Origin of the sequence: Candidatus Pseudomonas adelgestsugas (assembly GCF_004124255.1) — a bacterium.
In the GTDB taxonomy this organism is placed as follows: domain Bacteria; phylum Pseudomonadota; class Gammaproteobacteria; order Pseudomonadales; family Pseudomonadaceae; genus Aquipseudomonas; species Aquipseudomonas adelgestsugas.
Genome location: NZ_CP026512.1, coordinates 608,738 through 626,303, shown reverse-complemented (window position 1 = coordinate 626,303; position 17,566 = coordinate 608,738). Strand labels below are relative to the sequence as shown.

The following is a 17,566-nucleotide window of genomic DNA, read 5'->3' as shown; positions in this document are numbered from 1 at the left end:
AATGCTCGGGTAATACCTAGAATTAGCCTGGTACTAGCTTGGGGTAAAATGTGTATTAAATAAAACTTAAGGCTGTTGACTGCCGTAGCCAGCATGAATCTTACTGACAAGTAACAAACAACTAACTTACTAACAACAGTATTTCTTAGCGACGTAAACCAAGGCGACCGATCAGGACCTGATAACGACTAAGGTCCTTGCCTTTTAAGTAATCTAGTAACTTACGGCGCTGATTTACCATACAAATTAGACCACGACGGGAGTGGTGATCTTTACAGTTGACTCGAAAGTGACCTTGCAGTTTATTGATATTATAGGTCAGCAGTGATACTTGCACTTCTGGTGAACCAGTGTCATTCACAGCTTGCCGATAGTCAGCAATAATTTGTGCTTTTTCTTGAACATCTAAAACCATGAGGCAATCCTTTTTCAGGAAACTACCCAAAAGGTAGCTTCAATAGACTAGAGACGAATCCCTGTATTTAAAAAAAGTGCTGACCATGCCCGTTAACAGTCACACTTGTTAGATAATTTTGACCGAATTAGTCGACGCGGTGCAATGCGCCCATCTTCACTCACTTCACCGATACCGATAAGGCAATTATTATAGTCATATACCCGCACCATACCGAATTTTGGAGCGCCAGGGACACGTACTGGCTGGCCGTTTAGCCAATAGAACGCGCTGTGTTTAGAGAAACGTAATAATGGCCAATCTAATAAACCGCTATCTGATGGCATTAGATAGCGGTCAGTAGATTCATTGCCACCTTCGGCATGTACTGCTTCTAGCTCTTCTAGTTTAACTGTCTGGGCTAAGGTAAAAGGTCCTGCTTGAGTACGTCGTAACTCTGCAACATATGCACCACAGCCCAGCTGTTCACCAATATCTTCCACAAGAGTACGAATATAGGTGCCTTTACTACAGTGCACCGATAATCGAGCGGTATCGCCTTCACTGGAAAGCAACTCAAGCCGTGCAATATTAACAAGACGCGACTTACGCTCCACTACCTCGCCAGTACGGGCCAGCTTATAAAGAGGCTGGCAATCACGCTTGAGCGCTGAGTACATAGGCGGTATCTGACTAATTTGTCCACGAAAAGCTGGTAATACAGCTTTAATGTCAGCATGGCTAACAGTTACAGCGCGAACCCGTAGGACAGCACCTTCGACATCAGCCGTAGTTGTAGTTTTACCTAATTGCATAATAGTTTCATAATTTTTATCGGAATTAAGCAAGTATTGTGAGAATTTGGTAGCTTCACCAAAGCACAAAGGCAACACGCCGGTAGCCATTGGGTCAAGGCTACCTGTATGCCCAGCTTTCTCAGCATTAAGCAGCCAACGCACCTTCTGTAATGCAGAATTGGAGGTAAGGCCAATGGGCTTATCAAGCAAAATAATACCACTGACATTACGACGAATACGTTTAACCTGGGCCACCCATTTACTCCTTGGTGTCTTTAGGTATATATGGATGCTGGCTATCTACAGCTACGGCACACTCTATAAGTGCCGATAAACGTGCGCCACGCGCGATACTTTCATCGTATTGAAAATGTAATTGCGGAACACTACGCAGATTTATTTCACGGGCTAACTGCATACGCAGAAAGCCTACTGCCGAGTTGAGCGCCTTGATGTTCTGCGCAATCTCCTTATTATTGTTCTGCCCCATCACGGTGATAAAAATCTTGGCGTAGCCAACATCGCGGCTAACTTCAACGGTGGTGATAGTAACTAATCCAATGCGTGGATCTTTGACTTCTCGATAGATCAGTTGAGCTAGCTCACACTGTATCTGATAACCAATACGCTGGGTACGATTGTATTCTTTTGCCATATCTTGTTACCTGCTACTTACCACATCATCAAACCGGTATGAGTCTAAAGCAGCAAACGCTAGACCCAGCAACAGCTGAACCTAGACGTAGACGTTACGTGTGGAGTCTAGGTATAACGAGCAGCATCTACATGCTCACACGCAATATGGCTCATGAGGTATGCGCGTTAGAGGCTACGAGCAACCTTAATTTTTTCATAAACTTCAATCTTATCGCCAGTTTTCACGTCATTGTAACTCTTGACACCAATACCGCATTCTATGCCGGCACGTACCTCAGAAACGTCATCCTTAAAACGGCGCAAAGATTCTAGCTCCCCTTCAAAAACTACTATATTGTCACGCAACACACGGATTGGACAATTACGGTATACGGTACCTTCAATAACCATGCAACCGGCGATCGCACCCAATTTTGGCGAACGAAATACATCACGAACCTCGGCAGTACCTAGAATATTTTCCCGAACTTCACTGCCAAGCATACCGACTAGGGCTTTCTTGACGTCTTCAATAATGTCGTAGATGACGTTGTAGTAACGCATATCTAGGCCTTCTTGCTCAACAATCTTACGAGCGCCAGCATCAGCGCGCACATTGAAGCCGAACAGTACAGCATTAGAGGCGAGCGCTAGGTTAGCGTCGGACTCGGTAATACCACCGATACCACCACCGACAATACACACTTGCACTTCGTCGTTACCAAGATTATTTAAAGCACCACTCAAAGCGCTATTTAGCGCTTCAAGAGAACCTCGTACATCAGATTTCAGAACGATGTTAAGCGTCTTCTTCTCTTCCTGGCCCATGTTCTCAAACATATTATCTAGCTTACCAGCTTGAGCACGGGCTAGTTTAACTTCACGGAACTTGCCTTGACGGAATAACGCTACTTCACGCGCTTTCTTCTCATCAATAACTACACTCATTTCGTGACCAGCATCTGGAGCGCCATCCAATCCGAGGATCTCGACTGGAATAGCTGGACCTGCTTCTTTAATTAGCTTGCCGTTCTCGTCAAGCATAGCGCGTACACGTCCGTAATTCGAACCGATTAGCACCATGTCGCCTTGGCGTAAGGTACCATCTTGCACTAGAATAGTCGCAACTGGACCGCGGCCTTTATCGAGACGCGACTCAACCACAACTCCACGACCAGGAGCCGACGGAGTAGCAGTAAGCTCCAACACTTCGGCCTGTAATAGAACGGCTTCGAGCAGTTCGTCAACACCAGTACCCATCTTAGCCGAGACTGGTACAAATGGAGTATCGCCACCCCATTCTTCGGCAGTCACGCCATGAATTGATAATTCACTACGGATACGATCAAGATCCGCGCCAGACTTGTCTATTTTATTTACTGCAACTACAAGCGGTACACCAGCTGCCTTGGCATGCTGAACAGCTTCAATAGTTTGCGGCATTACGCCGTCATCAGCTGCAACCACTAGAATCACAATATCAGTCGCCCGGGCACCACGAGCGCGCATTGCAGTAAACGCGGCATGACCTGGAGTATCAAGAAACGTTACCATACCAAGATCAGTTTGAACGTGATAAGCGCCGATGTGCTGGGTAATACCACCTGCTTCACTTGCAGCAACCTTAGCACGACGAATATAGTCGAGCAGAGAAGTTTTACCGTGGTCAACATGACCCATCACAGTTACAACTGGTGCACGGAAAACTGTCTCACCTTCAAACTTAAGGGACTCGGCTAGGGAATCTTCCAGGGCGGTGTCACTAATCAGTGTCACTTTATGGCCAAGCTCTTCAGCAACCAGTTGAGCAGTTTCCTGATCTAATACTTGGTTAATTGTAGCTAGAGTACCCAATTTAAATATAAACTTTATGATTTCGGCAGCTTTAACCGACATCTGCTGGGCAAGATCACCAACAGTGATGGTCTCACCAATCTTCACTTCACGCACGACAGGACCGGCTGGACTCTGAAAACCGTGAACGTTACGTTTTTTTAGTTTAGCTTTGCTACGACCACTACGACGAAAGACATCATTTTCTTCATCAGTAGAATGTGGGGCAATTCGTACAGCATATGCTTTTTCTTTAACTAAGGCACGATGGGGAGCATTTTTACGCTCATTATTATTGTTATCGCCACGACGATTGTTGTCTTCGGTAAGTGATTTGTATGGACGATAAAGTGTATCTTGCTTACGAGTAATAACTGCAGAAGCTGGTATAGCGACAACCGTGGTAGCCTCACGCGCAGGTTTTGCTGACGCGCTAGACAATACCACCGCTTCTTCAGCCTGCTGGCGCGCAGCATTTTCTACTGCGCGACGCTTAGCTTCTTCTTCAGCCTGCTGGCGCGCAGCATTTTCTACTGCGCGACGCTTAGCTTCTTCTTCAGCCTGCTGGCGCGCAGCATTTTCTACTGCGCGACATTTTTCCAGTTCACATTGACGCTCGGCTTCGATTTCTTCAGGTGGACGCTGTACAAAAACTTTTTTCTTTCGTACCTCAACACTGATACTCTTGCTACCAGTAACACGTAAGGTGCTAGTGGTTTTGCGCTGTAATATAATCTTGCGCAGTTCTTCCACTTTCACTTTATGGCTACTCTTCAAGTGCAGGAGTAAAGATTGTTTCTCGCTATCACTCACATTTTCATCGGCGGCAGTGTGCGGCAGACCAGCCTCACGCATTTGCTGTAACAGGCGCTCTACTGGTGTTTTGACCTCATCGGCCAGTTGTTTCACCGTAACTTGCGTCATGCACTTCTCTCCTCGAATCATGTGCCTAGCTACTCAAACCAATGAGCTCTAGCAGCCATGATCAACTTACCTGCACGATTATTATCAATGCCGTCGATGTTAAGCAAATCGTCAATAGACTGCTCAGCCAGGTCTTCACGGGTAATAATACCGCGCACTGCTAGCTCCATCGCTAAACTCTTATCCATACCATCAAGCGTAAGCAGGTCTTCGGCTAAATCGGTATCTGCAAGCTTTTCTTCAGTAGCGATGGCTTTAGTTAATAATCGATCCTTAGCTCTGACGCGAAGCTCATTGACGGTATCTTCATCAATGCCGTCGATGTCAAGCAGTTCTTCTAACGGTACATAGGCAATCTCTTCTAGGCTAGTAAAGCCTTCATCTACCAGCACCTGAGCTAAGTCTTCATCAACTTCTAGCTCGTTAATAAAGTTGCACAAGATGTCACTTGTTTCAGCTTGCTGTTTAGCCTGAATATCCAATTCAGTCATTACATTTAGGGACCAGCCTGTCAATTGGCTGGCCAACCGTACATTCTGACCACCACGGCCAATAGCTTGGGCTAAATTGTCCGCGCTAACAGCAATATCCATTGCATGAGTATCTTCATCAACAATAATTGATGCAACTTCAGCTGGCGACATAGCATTAATCACGAACTGCGCCGAGTTATCGTCCCACAGGACGATATCCATACGTTCACCGTCTAATTCACTAGACACTGCCTGGACACGTGAACCGCGCATGCCAATGCAAGCACCCTGTGGATCAATGCGTTTGTCTTTAGAGCGGACTGCAATTTTCGCACGTGAACCAGGATCGCGTGATGCAGCCATAATTTCGATTAAACCTTCAGCAATTTCAGGTACTTCAATACGAAAGAGTTCGATTAGCATTTCCGGTGCGGTGCGCGACAAAATTAATTGTGGGCCACGACTTTCAATGCGAATTTCCTTTAGCAGTGCTCGCAGACGTAAGCCAACACGGATAGTTTCGCGCGAGATAATGTCTTCGCGGGCCAGCAATGCTTCAGCGTTATTGCCTAGGTCGACGATCACGTTATCACGAGTTACTTTTTTCACGATACCGGAGATAATTTCACCCAAGCGTTCACGATAAGCATTAACAACCTGAGCGCGCTCAGCTTCACGAACCTTCTGCACGATAACTTGCTTAGCAGTCTGTGCAGCAATACGACCAAATTCAATTGATTCGATCTTTTCTTCAACGACATCACCAACCTTGGCTCCAGGGTGTGTTTTCACAACCTTATTCGGCCAAATTTCGATAGCCGCATTATTAAAATCAGCTTCCTCGACGACTATCCATCGACGAAAGGTCTCATAAGCACCGGTATGGCGGTTAATTTCCACACGTAGATCAACGTTATCCTCAAAACGCTTTTTAGTAGCAGTGGTCAGAGCCAGCTCTAGCGCCTCAAAAATTACAATTGCCGGTACGCCCTTTTCATTAGATACAGACTCAACAACCAGCAGTACTTCTTTGCTCATCGTACGCCTCGCCTTTCGCAAGCCATTGGATCCGCGGGATCCGCGTCTCAGTCAAAACTAGGAACAATGTTGGCCTTGTCGATTATATCGATCGGCAACAGGAGCTCATGGTCATATACCTGAACCACAATATCCTGCTCTTCTACACCACACAAAAGGCCCTGAAAGTTACGTCGACCATCAAACTTAGAGCGCAACCTAATCTTCACTTGTTTACCGATAAATTTTATAAACTGCTCAATAGTAAACAATGGGCGTTCCAAGCCTGGCGAGGAAACTTCGAGGGTATATTTAACTGAAATTAGATCTTCAACATCCATAACACCACTAATATGGCGACTGACAGTGACGCAATTGTCCACTAGCACGCCGCCCTCTTTATCAATATATATACGCAATATTACGTGTCGCCTTTGAGCTGAAAACTCAATACCCCAGTATTCATAACCTAGAGCCACAATCACTGGAGCTAACAAGGCCTGCAACTGTTTTAGCTTGCTCGACACCTACCCTCTCCATAGTGCATATGTTGTACAAAATAAAATGAACGCAGCACTAATTCTTAAGATGCTGTCGAACAGCGACACTGAAAGCATCTGGCTAATAAAAAGCCCCTTAAAAGGGGCTACGTTAAAATTGGTTGCGGGGACCGGATTTGAACCGACGACCTTCGGGTTATGAGCCCGACGAGCTACCAGGCTGCTCCACCCCGCGATACAACTGTGGCGATATTGTATGACCAATCCCTTTATGTGGTCAATATAATCTGTCTACCTACAAAAACTTACAATAGACTAGTTGCCACCTAGTTTAAATTAGTACCGAGAAGGGGGCTCGAACCCCTATACCATATAGGCACAACCACCTCAAGGTTGCGTGTCTACCAATTCCACCACCTCGGCAATACAAATTTTATAACTATTTGGATTTTTTACTGATGAGCTGAAAGTATATCAGTCGCTGAAGTAGCTGCTTTACGCTATTTAGACGCTTGCGCTTCATCAGAAACTGGTTTTGTTTTTTGTATATCCAGCACTATTTGGCTGGGAAGACCTATTTGGGCAAGCGCATCGGCTTTCTTTTTAGCAAAGTAGTTTAATCCTAAGCTAGTTATAAATAACCCAGCGGCGAGTACAGCAGTAATCTTACTGAGAAAGGTGGATGAACCTTGACTTCTAAATATGGAATTTGAAGCACTTATGCCAAAGGACATACCAGTATCAGCACTGTTACCATGCTGCAACAAGACCAATGCAACTATGCCTATAGAAGTCAACATATGAAAGATGACTACGACTGTTTCCAGCATTTTTCAGTTTCCTGCAGCACGGCAAATCTCGCCGAACTCATTTGCATTCAGAGAGGCCCCACCAATAAGCCCCCCATCGATATCAGGCATGCTGAATAACTCAGCCGCATTTGCCGCTTTTACACTGCCTCCATATAGAAGCCGGATACCTTGTGCAATTTCAGAAGTCTCTTCTGATAACTGAGTACGGATAGCTGCGTGCACATCCTGTGCTTGTTGTGGTGTGGCAGTCAGCCCAGTGCCAATTCCCCAGATTGGCTCGTAAGCAATTACCGCATTTGCAAATACGCTCATACCTAGTTCCTTGATGAGGCTTCCTAACTGATACGAGACAACTTTAAGAGTATTGCCAGACTCACGTTGCTCGAGGGCTTCCCCTATGCACAAAACTGGAATCAAACCACAAGCCTGTGCTGCCGCAAACTTACGATTGACTATTCCATCATGCTCACCCATCATTCGACGGCGCTCAGAATGCCCTACAATAACATAAGAGCAACCAGCATCTGCTAGCTGACTAGGTGAGATCTCACCGGTCAGTGCGCCTTGCGTGGGCTCTACCGCAGAATTTTGCGCACCAACCTGGATCAGGTTACCTTTTAAGCCATCAACAACCTGCTTAATATATAAGCAGGGAGGGAATACCGCAATATCAACACTGCTGGGTAGAGCTAAGCACCTAAGACTATTGATCAACTCAGCAATGCTGGAGCGGGTACCGTGCATTTTCCAGTTTCCAGCTACCATAGTTCGACGCATATTGTGTCTCGTCGATTAAATTTAACGAAAATATTACCTAATCACACTATCATTTGCAAGCTATATTCAGATATAAATTTCAGTTACTAGTTTTGCTAGCTCTTCAGCATGAAGGCGAACTTGTGCTGCATCCTCACCTTCAACCATGACGCGGACTAGAGGCTCTGTACCGGATTTACGAAGCAACACACGCCCATGCCCAGCCATTGCGAGAGTTATACGTTCATGAGCGTTTTTAATAACAGAATGTTCAATAGGATTTTCCGTACTAGCAAAATGTACATTAAGCAGAACCTGAGGATACTTACATAAAGCCTGACACGCCTGGGCAAGACTCTCTTCACGACGAAACAAAGAGAGTAAAACCTGCAGTGCAGCGATAATTGCATCACCTGTAGTGGTATGCTGAAAGCATACCACATGCCCTGAACTCTCACCACCAACCAACCAATTACGTTCTAACAGCTCAGCGATGACATAACGGTCACCAACATTAGCGCGTACAAATGGAATACCCATCGATGCCATAGCCAGTTCAAGTCCCAAGTTACTCATCATAGTGCCCACTACACCGCCTTGCAGTTTGTTACACTCATATAAGTCGCGAGCAATAATAAACAGAAGCTCATCACCATCAACTACAACACCCGCGTGATCGACCATAAGTACACGGTCACCATCACCATCAAAAGCAATACCGAGATCCGCATGCTTAGCTAGTACAGCAGTCTGTAGTTGTTCCATATGAGTAGAGCCGCAGTTATGGTTAATATTTAAACCATTAGGCTGTGCTGATAGCAACGTCACATCAGCACCTAATTCCCTAAATACACTAGGTGCGACCTTATATGTCGCACCGTGAGCACAATCGATAACTATCTTGAGGCCAGTAAAATTAATGCTAGCCGGCACACTGCTTTTGCAAAACTCGATGTAGCGCCCTGGAGCATCGTTTATGCGCGAAACTTTGCCCAACTGACTCGACTTAACTGCCGTCATCGGCGTATCTAGTAATTTTTCTATTATTAGTTCAATCTCATCCAGCAACTTAGTGCCATCGCCAGAAAAAAACTTAATACCGTTGTCATCATAAGGATTGTGCGAAGCGCTTATCACAATACCAGCTTCAGCATGTAAAGTGCGTGTTAGGTAAGCAATCGCTGGTGTTGGCATTGGTCCCAAAAGCATCACATCTGCACCTGCTGCCGACAAACCAGCCTCTAGGGCAGACTCCAACATGTAACCAGAGATACGGGTATCTTTGCCTACTAAGATGCGGCAAGCGCCCATGCTGCGAAACGCCATACCTGCTGCCCACCCCAGCTTAAGCATAAACTCAGCAGTAATAGGAAATATTCCGACTCGGCCACGAATACCATCGGTGCCAAAATATTTTTTAGTCATAACACTCCATTATTTTTTAGTCGGCTGACTCTACTGCGGTCAACATGCGCACAATATCCACCGTTTCAGCGACATCATGTACACGCAAAATACGCGCCCCTCTAATCACAGCAAGCGCCGCCAATGCTAAACTACCATACAACCGTTCACTAATAGGGTGATTTAACGTAAACCCTGTCATGCTCTTGCGCGATACACCTACTAATAGAGGTCTACCTAAGTAACACAAAGATTCCATGTGTTTGAGTAAGCTAAAATTGTGTTGTCTTGTCTTGGCGAAGCCAAACCCTGGATCAAGGATAATCTTTTCAGGAGAAATACCAGCATTGATACACTGCGCCATTCTTTCAGCAAGAAAACCACTAACCTCACCAATAAGATCATAGTAATGCGGGTTATCTTGCATATTGCCTGGCTCTCCTAGCATATGCATCAAACACACGGGTAAGCCAGTTGCCACCGCAGCATCCATAGCACCATCGCGCTGAAGAGAGCGCACATCATTGATCAACCCCGCACCTAAGCTTGCTGCCTCTCGCATCACGGCAGGATTCGATGTATCAACAGAGATAATTACATCTAGCTCATGGGCAATTAATTCGACTATTGACGACACTCGTTCGAGTTCTTCCAGAGAGGAAACTACTCGAGCGCCAGGCCTGGTTGACTCACCGCCAACATCAATTAAGGCTGTACCAGCCGCCACCATTGCTTCAGCATGACGCAACGCAGCATCTAGTTGACTGAAGCGACTACTGTCAAAAAAAGAATCTGGGGTTACATTCAAGATACCCATGACATGGGTATGGTCTAAATCAAGAACCCGATTGCCACAAGGCAATCGGGTTGAGGACAAGACAGAAGTCATAATAAACCTTAATTATCAGCTGCCTGACCACCTATAGGAGCTTCGTGGCGCTCATTTTGTACTACCGGCAGTTTATTATCTGAAGTACCTGAAGAGTCTTCCCAGTCTCGAGGTTCACGAGGTATGCGACCAGCCATAATGTCGTCGATCTGATCTACATCAATAGTTTCATACCTAATCAGCGCATCAGCCATAACATCAAGCTTATCGCGGTTATCAGTAAGAATTTGCTTCGCTATACCATAGCAGTGGTCAATAATACTGCGTACCTCAGAGTCAATCAGCTTGATTGTTTCACTGGAGAAGTGTGCACTTTGACCTCCACAGCTACGACCAAGGAATACTCCACCTTCTTCTTCGGCATACATTAAAGGTCCAAGTTTTTCTGATAAACCCCACTTGGTCACCATATTCCGTGCTATTTGACTGGCACGAATAATATCATTAGAAGCACCAGTAGTGACACCATCAAAGCCTAGCGTCATCTCTTCAGCAATTCGGCCACCATATAACGAGCAAATCTGGCTTATCAAGGCACGCTTAGAAAGACTGTAACGATCTTCTTCAGGAAGAAACATCGTAACACCAAGCGCACGACCACGAGGAATTATTGACACCTTGTATACTGGGTCATGCTCAGGCACAACGCGGCCAACAATTGTATGTCCGGCTTCATGATAAGCGGTGTTTTGTTTTTCTTTATCTGACATGACCATAGATTTACGCTCAGGGCCCATCATAATCTTATCTTTCGCTAGTTCGAACTCTTTCATTTCAACAATACGCTTACTGGTACGAGCTGCAAACAACGAAGCCTCGTTTACTAAATTAGCTAAGTCAGCACCAGAAAAACCTGGAGTACCGCGTGCGATCACAGCTGGAGCTACATCGTCACCTATGGGTACTTTGCGCATATGCACTTTCAGTATCTGTTCGCGACCACGAATGTCAGGCAGACCGACAACAACCTGACGGTCGAAACGGCCTGGACGCAACAGCGCAGGATCTAAAACATCTGGACGGTTAGTCGCGGCAATGACAATAATGCCGTCATTCATTTCAAAGCCATCCATCTCAACCAGCAATTGATTAAGGGTTTGCTCACGCTCATCATGACCGCCCCCCATACCAACACCACGGTGGCGACCGACGGCGTCTATTTCGTCAATAAAGATAATACATGGAGCGTGCTTCTTAGCCTGCTCAAACATATCACGAACGCGACTAGCACCTACACCAACGAACATCTCAACAAAGTCAGAGCCAGAAATGGTAAAAAACGCTACTTTAGCTTCGCCAGCAATTGCCTTAGCTATCAATGTTTTACCTGTACCCGGAGGACCAACCATTAATACACCGCGAGGAATACGTCCGCCTAGGCGCTGAAATTTACCCGGATCACGTAAAAATTCCACTAACTCACCGACTTCTTCTTTAGCTTCATCGCAGCCTGCGACGTCAGCCAGGGTAGTTTTCACTTGATCTTCAGGGAGAAGACGCGCCTTACTCTTACCGAAACTCATAGGGCCGCCCCTGCCACCAGCACTACCTTGCATATGACGCATAAAAAACATAAACGCAGCGATAATTACCAGTATCGGAAAACTAGCTACCAGAAGCTGAACCCAAATACTCTGCTGCTCAGGCTGTTTACCTTCAATCACCACATGGTTGTTTACTAAGTCCCCTATAAGGCCGTTATCCTGGATTGCCGGACGAATAGTTTTAAAGCTGTTACCATCGTTACGCTTGCCGGTAATCACGTAACCGTCAACCGCTACGTGCTCCACCTTGCCATCTTTAACCTGTTGTATAAAGTCAGAATAGTTGATATTCTGTGGCTCATGAGTGCTAGAAAAATTATTCATCACCATCACTAGGACGGCCGCGATAATCAACCATAGGATCAAATTTTTTGCCATATCGTTCAATTAACTATCCCCTGTGGCCTTATATGAGTACATGCTTCGCATTAAATTTTTTAATTTAACTTACTACATAACCTAAAACTCTGTCAGGTGTTGTCTATAATCTTTTATAAAAATCTATATGTACAATATTCGTAAAACCTTGTAACGATAGCGTTATAAATCAAGCCCATCATAAATTCCTTAAAAACGCTCTTCACTCGCTAAAATACCTAAAAAACCGCGACACAATAGGTACTGCTCTCTAGACTTGTTCCGTGAAGCGGCAGGTTTACGCGTCTGTACTTTGTCAAACAGTTTGTTTATATTTTTATAATACCGATCAAAACCTTCACCATGAAAGATTTTTACTAGAAAATCACCACCAGGGCGCAATACCTGACTGGCTAAACTTAGCGCCAGATCACAAAGGCACATCACTCTTGGCATATCGACTGTAGATAAGCCAACCAAGTTAGGAGCCATGTCGGAAATTATAAGGTCTACCTGCGAATTTCCTACTGCTTTAAAAATCTGTGCAAGTAAGATATTCTGAGTAAAGTCACCATGAACAAAGGTCACATAAGGAATACTGTCCATCTCCAGTATGTCAGAAGCAATTAAACGACCACGCTCACCAATTAGACAACTTACCACTTGGGACCAGCCGCCTGGGGCTGCGCCAAGATCAATAACGCTCATACCTGGGCGAATCAATTTGTCCTTATTCTGAATTTCTAATAGCTTGTAGCTAGCCCTAGAGCGATAACCGTTTTTTTGCGCTTTTTTAACGTAAGGATCATTGAAATGCTCTTGAAGCCACTGATGACTAGTTTTAGAACGGGCCACCGACTAAACCTCGAAAATTTGGTGTCATTAACCAGGCGAGCCATATAGTGACTCGTGGTACATTAAAATATCACTCTTTAAAAATCAGACACAGAGAAATAAGTTATACCATTTACTCAGGAACAAAAGACACAATAATAGTCATTGTTTAAGTATATATTAGCAAGTCTTAAAAGCGCATTCAGCGCTAACAAATAAATCAGAATTAAGGTCCAATTATCCTTGACCGCGTAACACGCTTAGCTGCTATTGCAATGACTATAATTAAACTAGCAAAGCTGATATAGCGTAAGGTACTTACGATATATTCAGTATTATGTCATCGCAAGAACTTTAACATCAACTAACAGCAGTTAGTCGCAAATATATCGAGCTATTCACTAATTTTCCCAAAACTTTTAGTTTTTACTCATACTAATACCCTAGGGAGAGCATCACACGCATCATCATCAAGCTCATTAACAGTGCACTTAATATTGATTAAGCTCATAAATCAGTAGCATGACCAAACCAATCAAACCATGGATCAGCAGTGTGCTAACACATAATGTGCATATGACAAGCCAGCCAAAAGCGTGCACCATCTTTCAGATGTGATTAACTTCAATGATTTCGTACTCGATTAAGCCGCCTGGCGTTTTAACGACTACTACATCACCTTCTGCTCTAGCAATCAAAGCACTGGCAAGTGGTGAACTACTAGAAATCTTCCCTAGCTTAAAGTCAGCTTCGTCTTCACCTACTATATGATAGACTACAATTTCATCAGTTTTAACATTGATAATCTTCACGGTAGTGCCGAAAAGCACCTTACCAGTCTTCGGAATGGTTTTAATATCAATAACAACTGAATTATGCAGACGGCCTTCGATATTGCGAATACGTGCCTCAACCATACCCTGCTGCTCACGAGCAGCATGGTATTCAGCATTTTCTTTCAGATCACCTAACGCGCGAGCCGCACCGATATCTTGACTTAGCTTTGGACGTACGACTTTGATCAGGTAGGCGTGTTCTTTTTTTAGGGCATTGAAACCCTCGACAGTCATTGGGTATTTAATCATGCATTCAATCCTGAGTGTAGATCCTGTAATCGACGCACGGTTTTTTCCGGACCAAACTTAAGCGCTTCGCAAATAGCTTCGCCAGCAGCAATAGTAGTAGTGCAATAGATCTTATGCTGCAATGCATTACGACGTATGGAATAGGAGTCCGCGATCGACTGGCGACCTTCGGTGGTGTTGATAATCAGCGTAACTTCGTCATTCTTTATCATATCGACAATATGCGGACGGCCTTCCATTACCTTATTCACGCGACACACTTGAAGGTTCGCTGCTTCAATAAGCTTAGCGGTTCCAACAGTCGCCACAATTTTAAATCCCAAGTTAATCAGATCACGGGCTACACCTGCAACTAATGATTTGTCATCATCGCGCACGCTAAGAAACGCAGTGCCACCAGTTGGCAGCACTTCACTGGCGCCCATCTGGGCTTTAGAAAATGCTTCACCAAAAGTATCACCTACGCCCATAACTTCACCAGTAGACTTCATTTCTGGACCTAGGATCGGATCTACACCAGGAAATTTAGCAAACGGAAACACCGCCTCTTTTACACTATAGAAGTTCGGAATTATTTCTCTAGTAAAACCGATTTCTTTTAGGGTCTTACCAGCCATCACGCGAGCAGAGATCATTGCTAGGGACACACCTATACACTTAGAAACAAATGGCACGGTACGCGAAGCACGTGGGTTGACTTCGATGATGTAAATATCTTCACCTTGCAACGCCAGCTGAACATTCATGAGGCCAATAACACCAAGCTCTAAGGCCATTTTCTTAACTTGTTCACGCATCTCGTCTTGGATGTGCGCTGTCAGAGAGTAAGGAGGCAGCGAACACGCTGAATCACCGGAGTGCACGCCAGCCTGTTCGATATGCTGCATAATTGCACCGATTACTACATCACTACCGTCGCAAACCGCGTCTATGTCTATTTCAATAGCGCAGTTAAGGAAATGGTCTAACAGTACTGGACTGTCGCTAGAGACTTTTACCGTATCACGCAGATAACGCTTCAGCTCTTCTTCTTCGTAAACTATTTCCATTGCCTGTCCGCCCAATACATAGGATGGACGCACTACCAGTGGGTAACCGATCTTACTGGCTGCACGGATAGCTCCGTCTTCGCTACGAACGGTAGCGTTTAATGGTTGACGCAGGTTCAAACGCTCAACCATTTGCTGGAAACGCTCACGGTCTTCGGCGCGGTCAATAGCGTCAGGGCTAGTGCCAATAATTGGTACGCCAGCGGCCTCTAGAGAACGAGCTAATCTTAACGGAGTTTGACCACCATACTGTACGATTACACCTTTTGGCTTCTCAACACGCACGATTTCCAGCACGTCTTCTAGAGTTACCGGTTCAAAGTATAAGCGATCAGAAGTATCGTAGTCGGTAGACACCGTTGCTGGATTACAGTTGACCATAATAGTCTCGTACCCATCTTCACGCAGAGCAAGAGCAGCGTGCACACAACAGTAATCGAACTCTATGCCCTGACCAATACGATTTGGTCCACCGCCCAGGATCATTATCTTGTCGCGACTTGACGGCGCTGACTCGCACTCCTCCTCATAGGTTGAGTATAAGTAGGCGGTGTCAGTTGCAAACTCAGCAGCGCAGGTGTCAACACGCTTATAGACAGGAAAAATCTCTAACTTATGACGATGCATGCGCAGGTTTTTTTCAGTTATACCAATTAACTTAGCTAGGCGTTGGTCGGAAAAGCCTTTTCGTTTGAGGCTGAACATCATACTGCGGTCGATATTAGCTAAACCCAAGATCTTAACCTGCTCTTCTGTTTTTATCAGGTCTTCGATCTGCACTAAGAACCACGGGTCGATCATATTCATATCAAAGATATCTGTGACAGTCATGCCTATACGAAACGCATCAGCGATGTACCAAATACGCTCAGCGCCAGGTACAGTCAACTCACGCCTGAGTACACTCATGCTTTCTGGATTGCTCAAATCAAGCTTTTCGTCTAAACCACAAACACCCACCTCTAAGCTGCGCAAGGCTTTCTGTAGGGATTCCTGGAAAGAACGGCCGATAGCCATCACTTCACCAACTGACTTCATTTGAGTAATCAGACGCGCATCAGCATTGGTGAATTTTTCAAAAGCAAAACGTGGCAGTTTGATTACAACATAATCGATAGACGGCTCAAAGGACACTGGGGTTTTACCGCCAGTGATGTCGTTCGACAGCTCGTCTAAGGTATAACCCACCGCCAGCTTAGCTGCGACCTTAGCAATTGGGAAACCGGTAGCTTTCGAAGCCAATGCTGAAGAGCGGGATACGCGTGGATTCATCTCAATCACAACCATACGACCAGAATCTGGGCAGATACCAAACTGAACATTAGAACCACCAGTTTCAACACCAATCTCGCGCAATACCGCAATTGACGCGTTACGCAGAATCTGATATTCTTTATCGGTTAAGGTTTGTGCGGGAGCCATAGTAATCGAGTCACCAGTATGCACACCCATCGGGTCAATGTTTTCAATGGAGCAGACAATAATGCAATTGTCTTTTTTATCACGAACAACCTCCATCTCATATTCTTTCCATCCAATTAAGGATTCATCGATTAGCAGTTCTTTAGTCGGAGATAAATCTAAACCACGAGCACATATTTCCTCGAACTCTTCACGATTATAAGCGATACCACCACCCGTACCACCCATAGTGAAAGATGGACGGATGATGCATGGAAAGCCTAAGGTTTCGAGAACCACATTAGCTTCTGCCATACTATGAGCAATACCTGAACGCGGGCATGCTAAGCCAATAGATTTCATGGCTTTGTCGAAACGCGATCGATCTTCAGCTTTATCGATTGTATCAGCATTGGCACCGATCATCTCTACGCTAAATTTTTCTAGACAGCCTTTACGCTCAAGGTCCAGAGCACAGTTCAGAGCAGTCTGGCCACCCATAGTCGGCAGCAATGCATCAGGGCGCTCTTTTTCGATAATCTTGGCAACGGTTTGCCATTTAATTGGTTCAATATAAGTAGCATCGGCCATTATTGGATCAGTCATAATGGTAGCTGGGTTAGAGTTTACCAAAATGACTCGGTAACCTTCCTCGCGCAGCGCTTTACAAGCCTGGGTGCCGGAATAGTCAAATTCGCAGGCTTGACCGATCACGATAGGGCCTGCGCCGAGAATCAGGATACTTTGTATATCTATACGTTTTGGCATGCGCTTATCACTTAAATCAGCAGGTTCAGTTGGTAATCCGTCTTGAACAATTTTTACAGAGTTTATGATGGTAGCAACGATATTAGTTGCCAC

14 protein-coding genes and 2 tRNA genes are annotated in these 17,566 nt (G+C 45.1%); all 16 read right to left on the bottom strand.

What is annotated here, in order from left to right; all coding sequences use genetic code 11:
* Positions 1 to 145 precede the first annotated feature (145 nt).
* The 16 genes from rpsO to carB all read right to left on the bottom strand — a co-directional run bounded on the left by rpsO (position 146) and on the right by carB (position 17,473).
* A complete protein-coding gene (gene rpsO / locus C3B55_RS01700) occupies positions 146 to 415 on the bottom strand; it encodes a 30S ribosomal protein S15 (protein ID WP_129210915.1) in 270 nt (89 codons plus the stop codon).
* Between the two features lie 92 nt (positions 416 to 507).
* Positions 508 to 1,446, bottom strand: coding sequence for a tRNA pseudouridine(55) synthase TruB (truB, locus tag C3B55_RS01695; protein ID WP_129210913.1), 939 nt, complete (start codon positions 1,444 to 1,446; stop codon positions 508 to 510).
* A gap of 4 nt (positions 1,447 to 1,450) precedes the next feature.
* Positions 1,451 to 1,846, bottom strand: coding sequence for a 30S ribosome-binding factor RbfA (gene rbfA, locus C3B55_RS01690; protein WP_129210911.1), 396 nt, complete (start codon positions 1,844 to 1,846; stop codon positions 1,451 to 1,453).
* Between the two features lie 167 nt (positions 1,847 to 2,013).
* Entirely contained in the window at positions 2,014 to 4,584 is a 2,571-nt protein-coding gene (gene infB, locus C3B55_RS01685) for a translation initiation factor IF-2 (RefSeq protein WP_129210909.1), read from the bottom strand.
* 29 nt (positions 4,585 to 4,613) lie between these two features.
* The gene (gene nusA, locus C3B55_RS01680; protein ID WP_129210907.1) at positions 4,614 to 6,095 is read right to left on the bottom strand and encodes a transcription termination factor NusA; all 1,482 of its coding nucleotides are present in this window, start codon (positions 6,093 to 6,095) and stop codon (positions 4,614 to 4,616) included.
* Between the two features lie 47 nt (positions 6,096 to 6,142).
* Entirely contained in the window at positions 6,143 to 6,601 is a 459-nt protein-coding gene (gene rimP / locus C3B55_RS01675) for a ribosome maturation factor RimP (protein WP_129210905.1), read from the bottom strand.
* 131 nt (positions 6,602 to 6,732) lie between these two features.
* A tRNA-Met gene (locus tag C3B55_RS01670) sits at positions 6,733 to 6,809 on the bottom strand.
* A gap of 105 nt (positions 6,810 to 6,914) precedes the next feature.
* Positions 6,915 to 6,997 (bottom strand) — tRNA-Leu (locus C3B55_RS01665).
* A 77-nt stretch (positions 6,998 to 7,074) separates the two neighbouring features.
* Positions 7,075 to 7,404, bottom strand: coding sequence for a preprotein translocase subunit SecG (secG, locus tag C3B55_RS01660; RefSeq protein ID WP_129210903.1), 330 nt, complete (start codon positions 7,402 to 7,404; stop codon positions 7,075 to 7,077).
* A gap of 3 nt (positions 7,405 to 7,407) precedes the next feature.
* Positions 7,408 to 8,163: a triose-phosphate isomerase gene (gene tpiA / locus C3B55_RS01655; protein WP_129210901.1), complete on the bottom strand. Its 756-nt coding sequence runs from the start codon at positions 8,161 to 8,163 to the stop codon at positions 7,408 to 7,410.
* Between the two features lie 66 nt (positions 8,164 to 8,229).
* The gene (gene glmM / locus C3B55_RS01650; RefSeq protein WP_129210900.1) at positions 8,230 to 9,567 is read right to left on the bottom strand and encodes a phosphoglucosamine mutase; all 1,338 of its coding nucleotides are present in this window, start codon (positions 9,565 to 9,567) and stop codon (positions 8,230 to 8,232) included.
* A gap of 16 nt (positions 9,568 to 9,583) precedes the next feature.
* A complete protein-coding gene (folP, locus tag C3B55_RS01645; RefSeq protein ID WP_129210898.1) occupies positions 9,584 to 10,435 on the bottom strand; it encodes a dihydropteroate synthase in 852 nt (283 codons plus the stop codon).
* An 8-nt stretch (positions 10,436 to 10,443) separates the two neighbouring features.
* Positions 10,444 to 12,357, bottom strand: coding sequence for an ATP-dependent zinc metalloprotease FtsH (ftsH, locus tag C3B55_RS01640; protein ID WP_129211881.1), 1,914 nt, complete (start codon positions 12,355 to 12,357; stop codon positions 10,444 to 10,446).
* A 189-nt stretch (positions 12,358 to 12,546) separates the two neighbouring features.
* The gene (gene rlmE, locus C3B55_RS01635) at positions 12,547 to 13,191 is read right to left on the bottom strand and encodes a 23S rRNA (uridine(2552)-2'-O)-methyltransferase RlmE (protein ID WP_129210896.1); all 645 of its coding nucleotides are present in this window, start codon (positions 13,189 to 13,191) and stop codon (positions 12,547 to 12,549) included.
* Positions 13,192 to 13,778: 587 nt separating this feature from the next.
* The gene (gene greA / locus C3B55_RS01630) at positions 13,779 to 14,255 is read right to left on the bottom strand and encodes a transcription elongation factor GreA (protein WP_129210894.1); all 477 of its coding nucleotides are present in this window, start codon (positions 14,253 to 14,255) and stop codon (positions 13,779 to 13,781) included.
* A complete protein-coding gene (carB, locus tag C3B55_RS01625) occupies positions 14,252 to 17,473 on the bottom strand; it encodes a carbamoyl-phosphate synthase large subunit (protein WP_129211879.1) in 3,222 nt (1,073 codons plus the stop codon). Before carB ends, greA begins: the two co-directional genes overlap by 4 nt.
* Positions 17,474 to 17,566 lie beyond the last annotated feature (93 nt).

What these genes read in the sequence shown, in the direction of transcription:
- rpsO (WP_129210915.1), bottom strand. Translation starts at nt 415, where the DNA reads ATGGTTTTAGATGTTCAAGAAAAAGCACAAATTATTGCTGACTATCGG.
- rbfA (WP_129210911.1), bottom strand. Translation starts at nt 1,846, where the DNA reads ATGGCAAAAGAATACAATCGTACCCAGCGTATTGGTTATCAGATACAG.
- infB (WP_129210909.1), bottom strand. Translation starts at nt 4,584, where the DNA reads ATGACGCAAGTTACGGTGAAACAACTGGCCGATGAGGTCAAAACACCA.
- nusA (WP_129210907.1), bottom strand. Translation starts at nt 6,095, where the DNA reads ATGAGCAAAGAAGTACTGCTGGTTGTTGAGTCTGTATCTAATGAAAAG.
- secG (WP_129210903.1), bottom strand. Translation starts at nt 7,404, where the DNA reads ATGCTGGAAACAGTCGTAGTCATCTTTCATATGTTGACTTCTATAGGC.
- tpiA (WP_129210901.1), bottom strand. Translation starts at nt 8,163, where the DNA reads ATGCGTCGAACTATGGTAGCTGGAAACTGGAAAATGCACGGTACCCGC.
- glmM (WP_129210900.1), bottom strand. Translation starts at nt 9,567, where the DNA reads ATGACTAAAAAATATTTTGGCACCGATGGTATTCGTGGCCGAGTCGGA.
- folP (WP_129210898.1), bottom strand. Translation starts at nt 10,435, where the DNA reads ATGACTTCTGTCTTGTCCTCAACCCGATTGCCTTGTGGCAATCGGGTT.
- ftsH (WP_129211881.1), bottom strand. Translation starts at nt 12,357, where the DNA reads ATGGCAAAAAATTTGATCCTATGGTTGATTATCGCGGCCGTCCTAGTG.
- greA (WP_129210894.1), bottom strand. Translation starts at nt 14,255, where the DNA reads ATGATTAAATACCCAATGACTGTCGAGGGTTTCAATGCCCTAAAAAAA.
- carB (WP_129211879.1), bottom strand. Translation starts at nt 17,473, where the DNA reads ATGCCAAAACGTATAGATATACAAAGTATCCTGATTCTCGGCGCAGGC.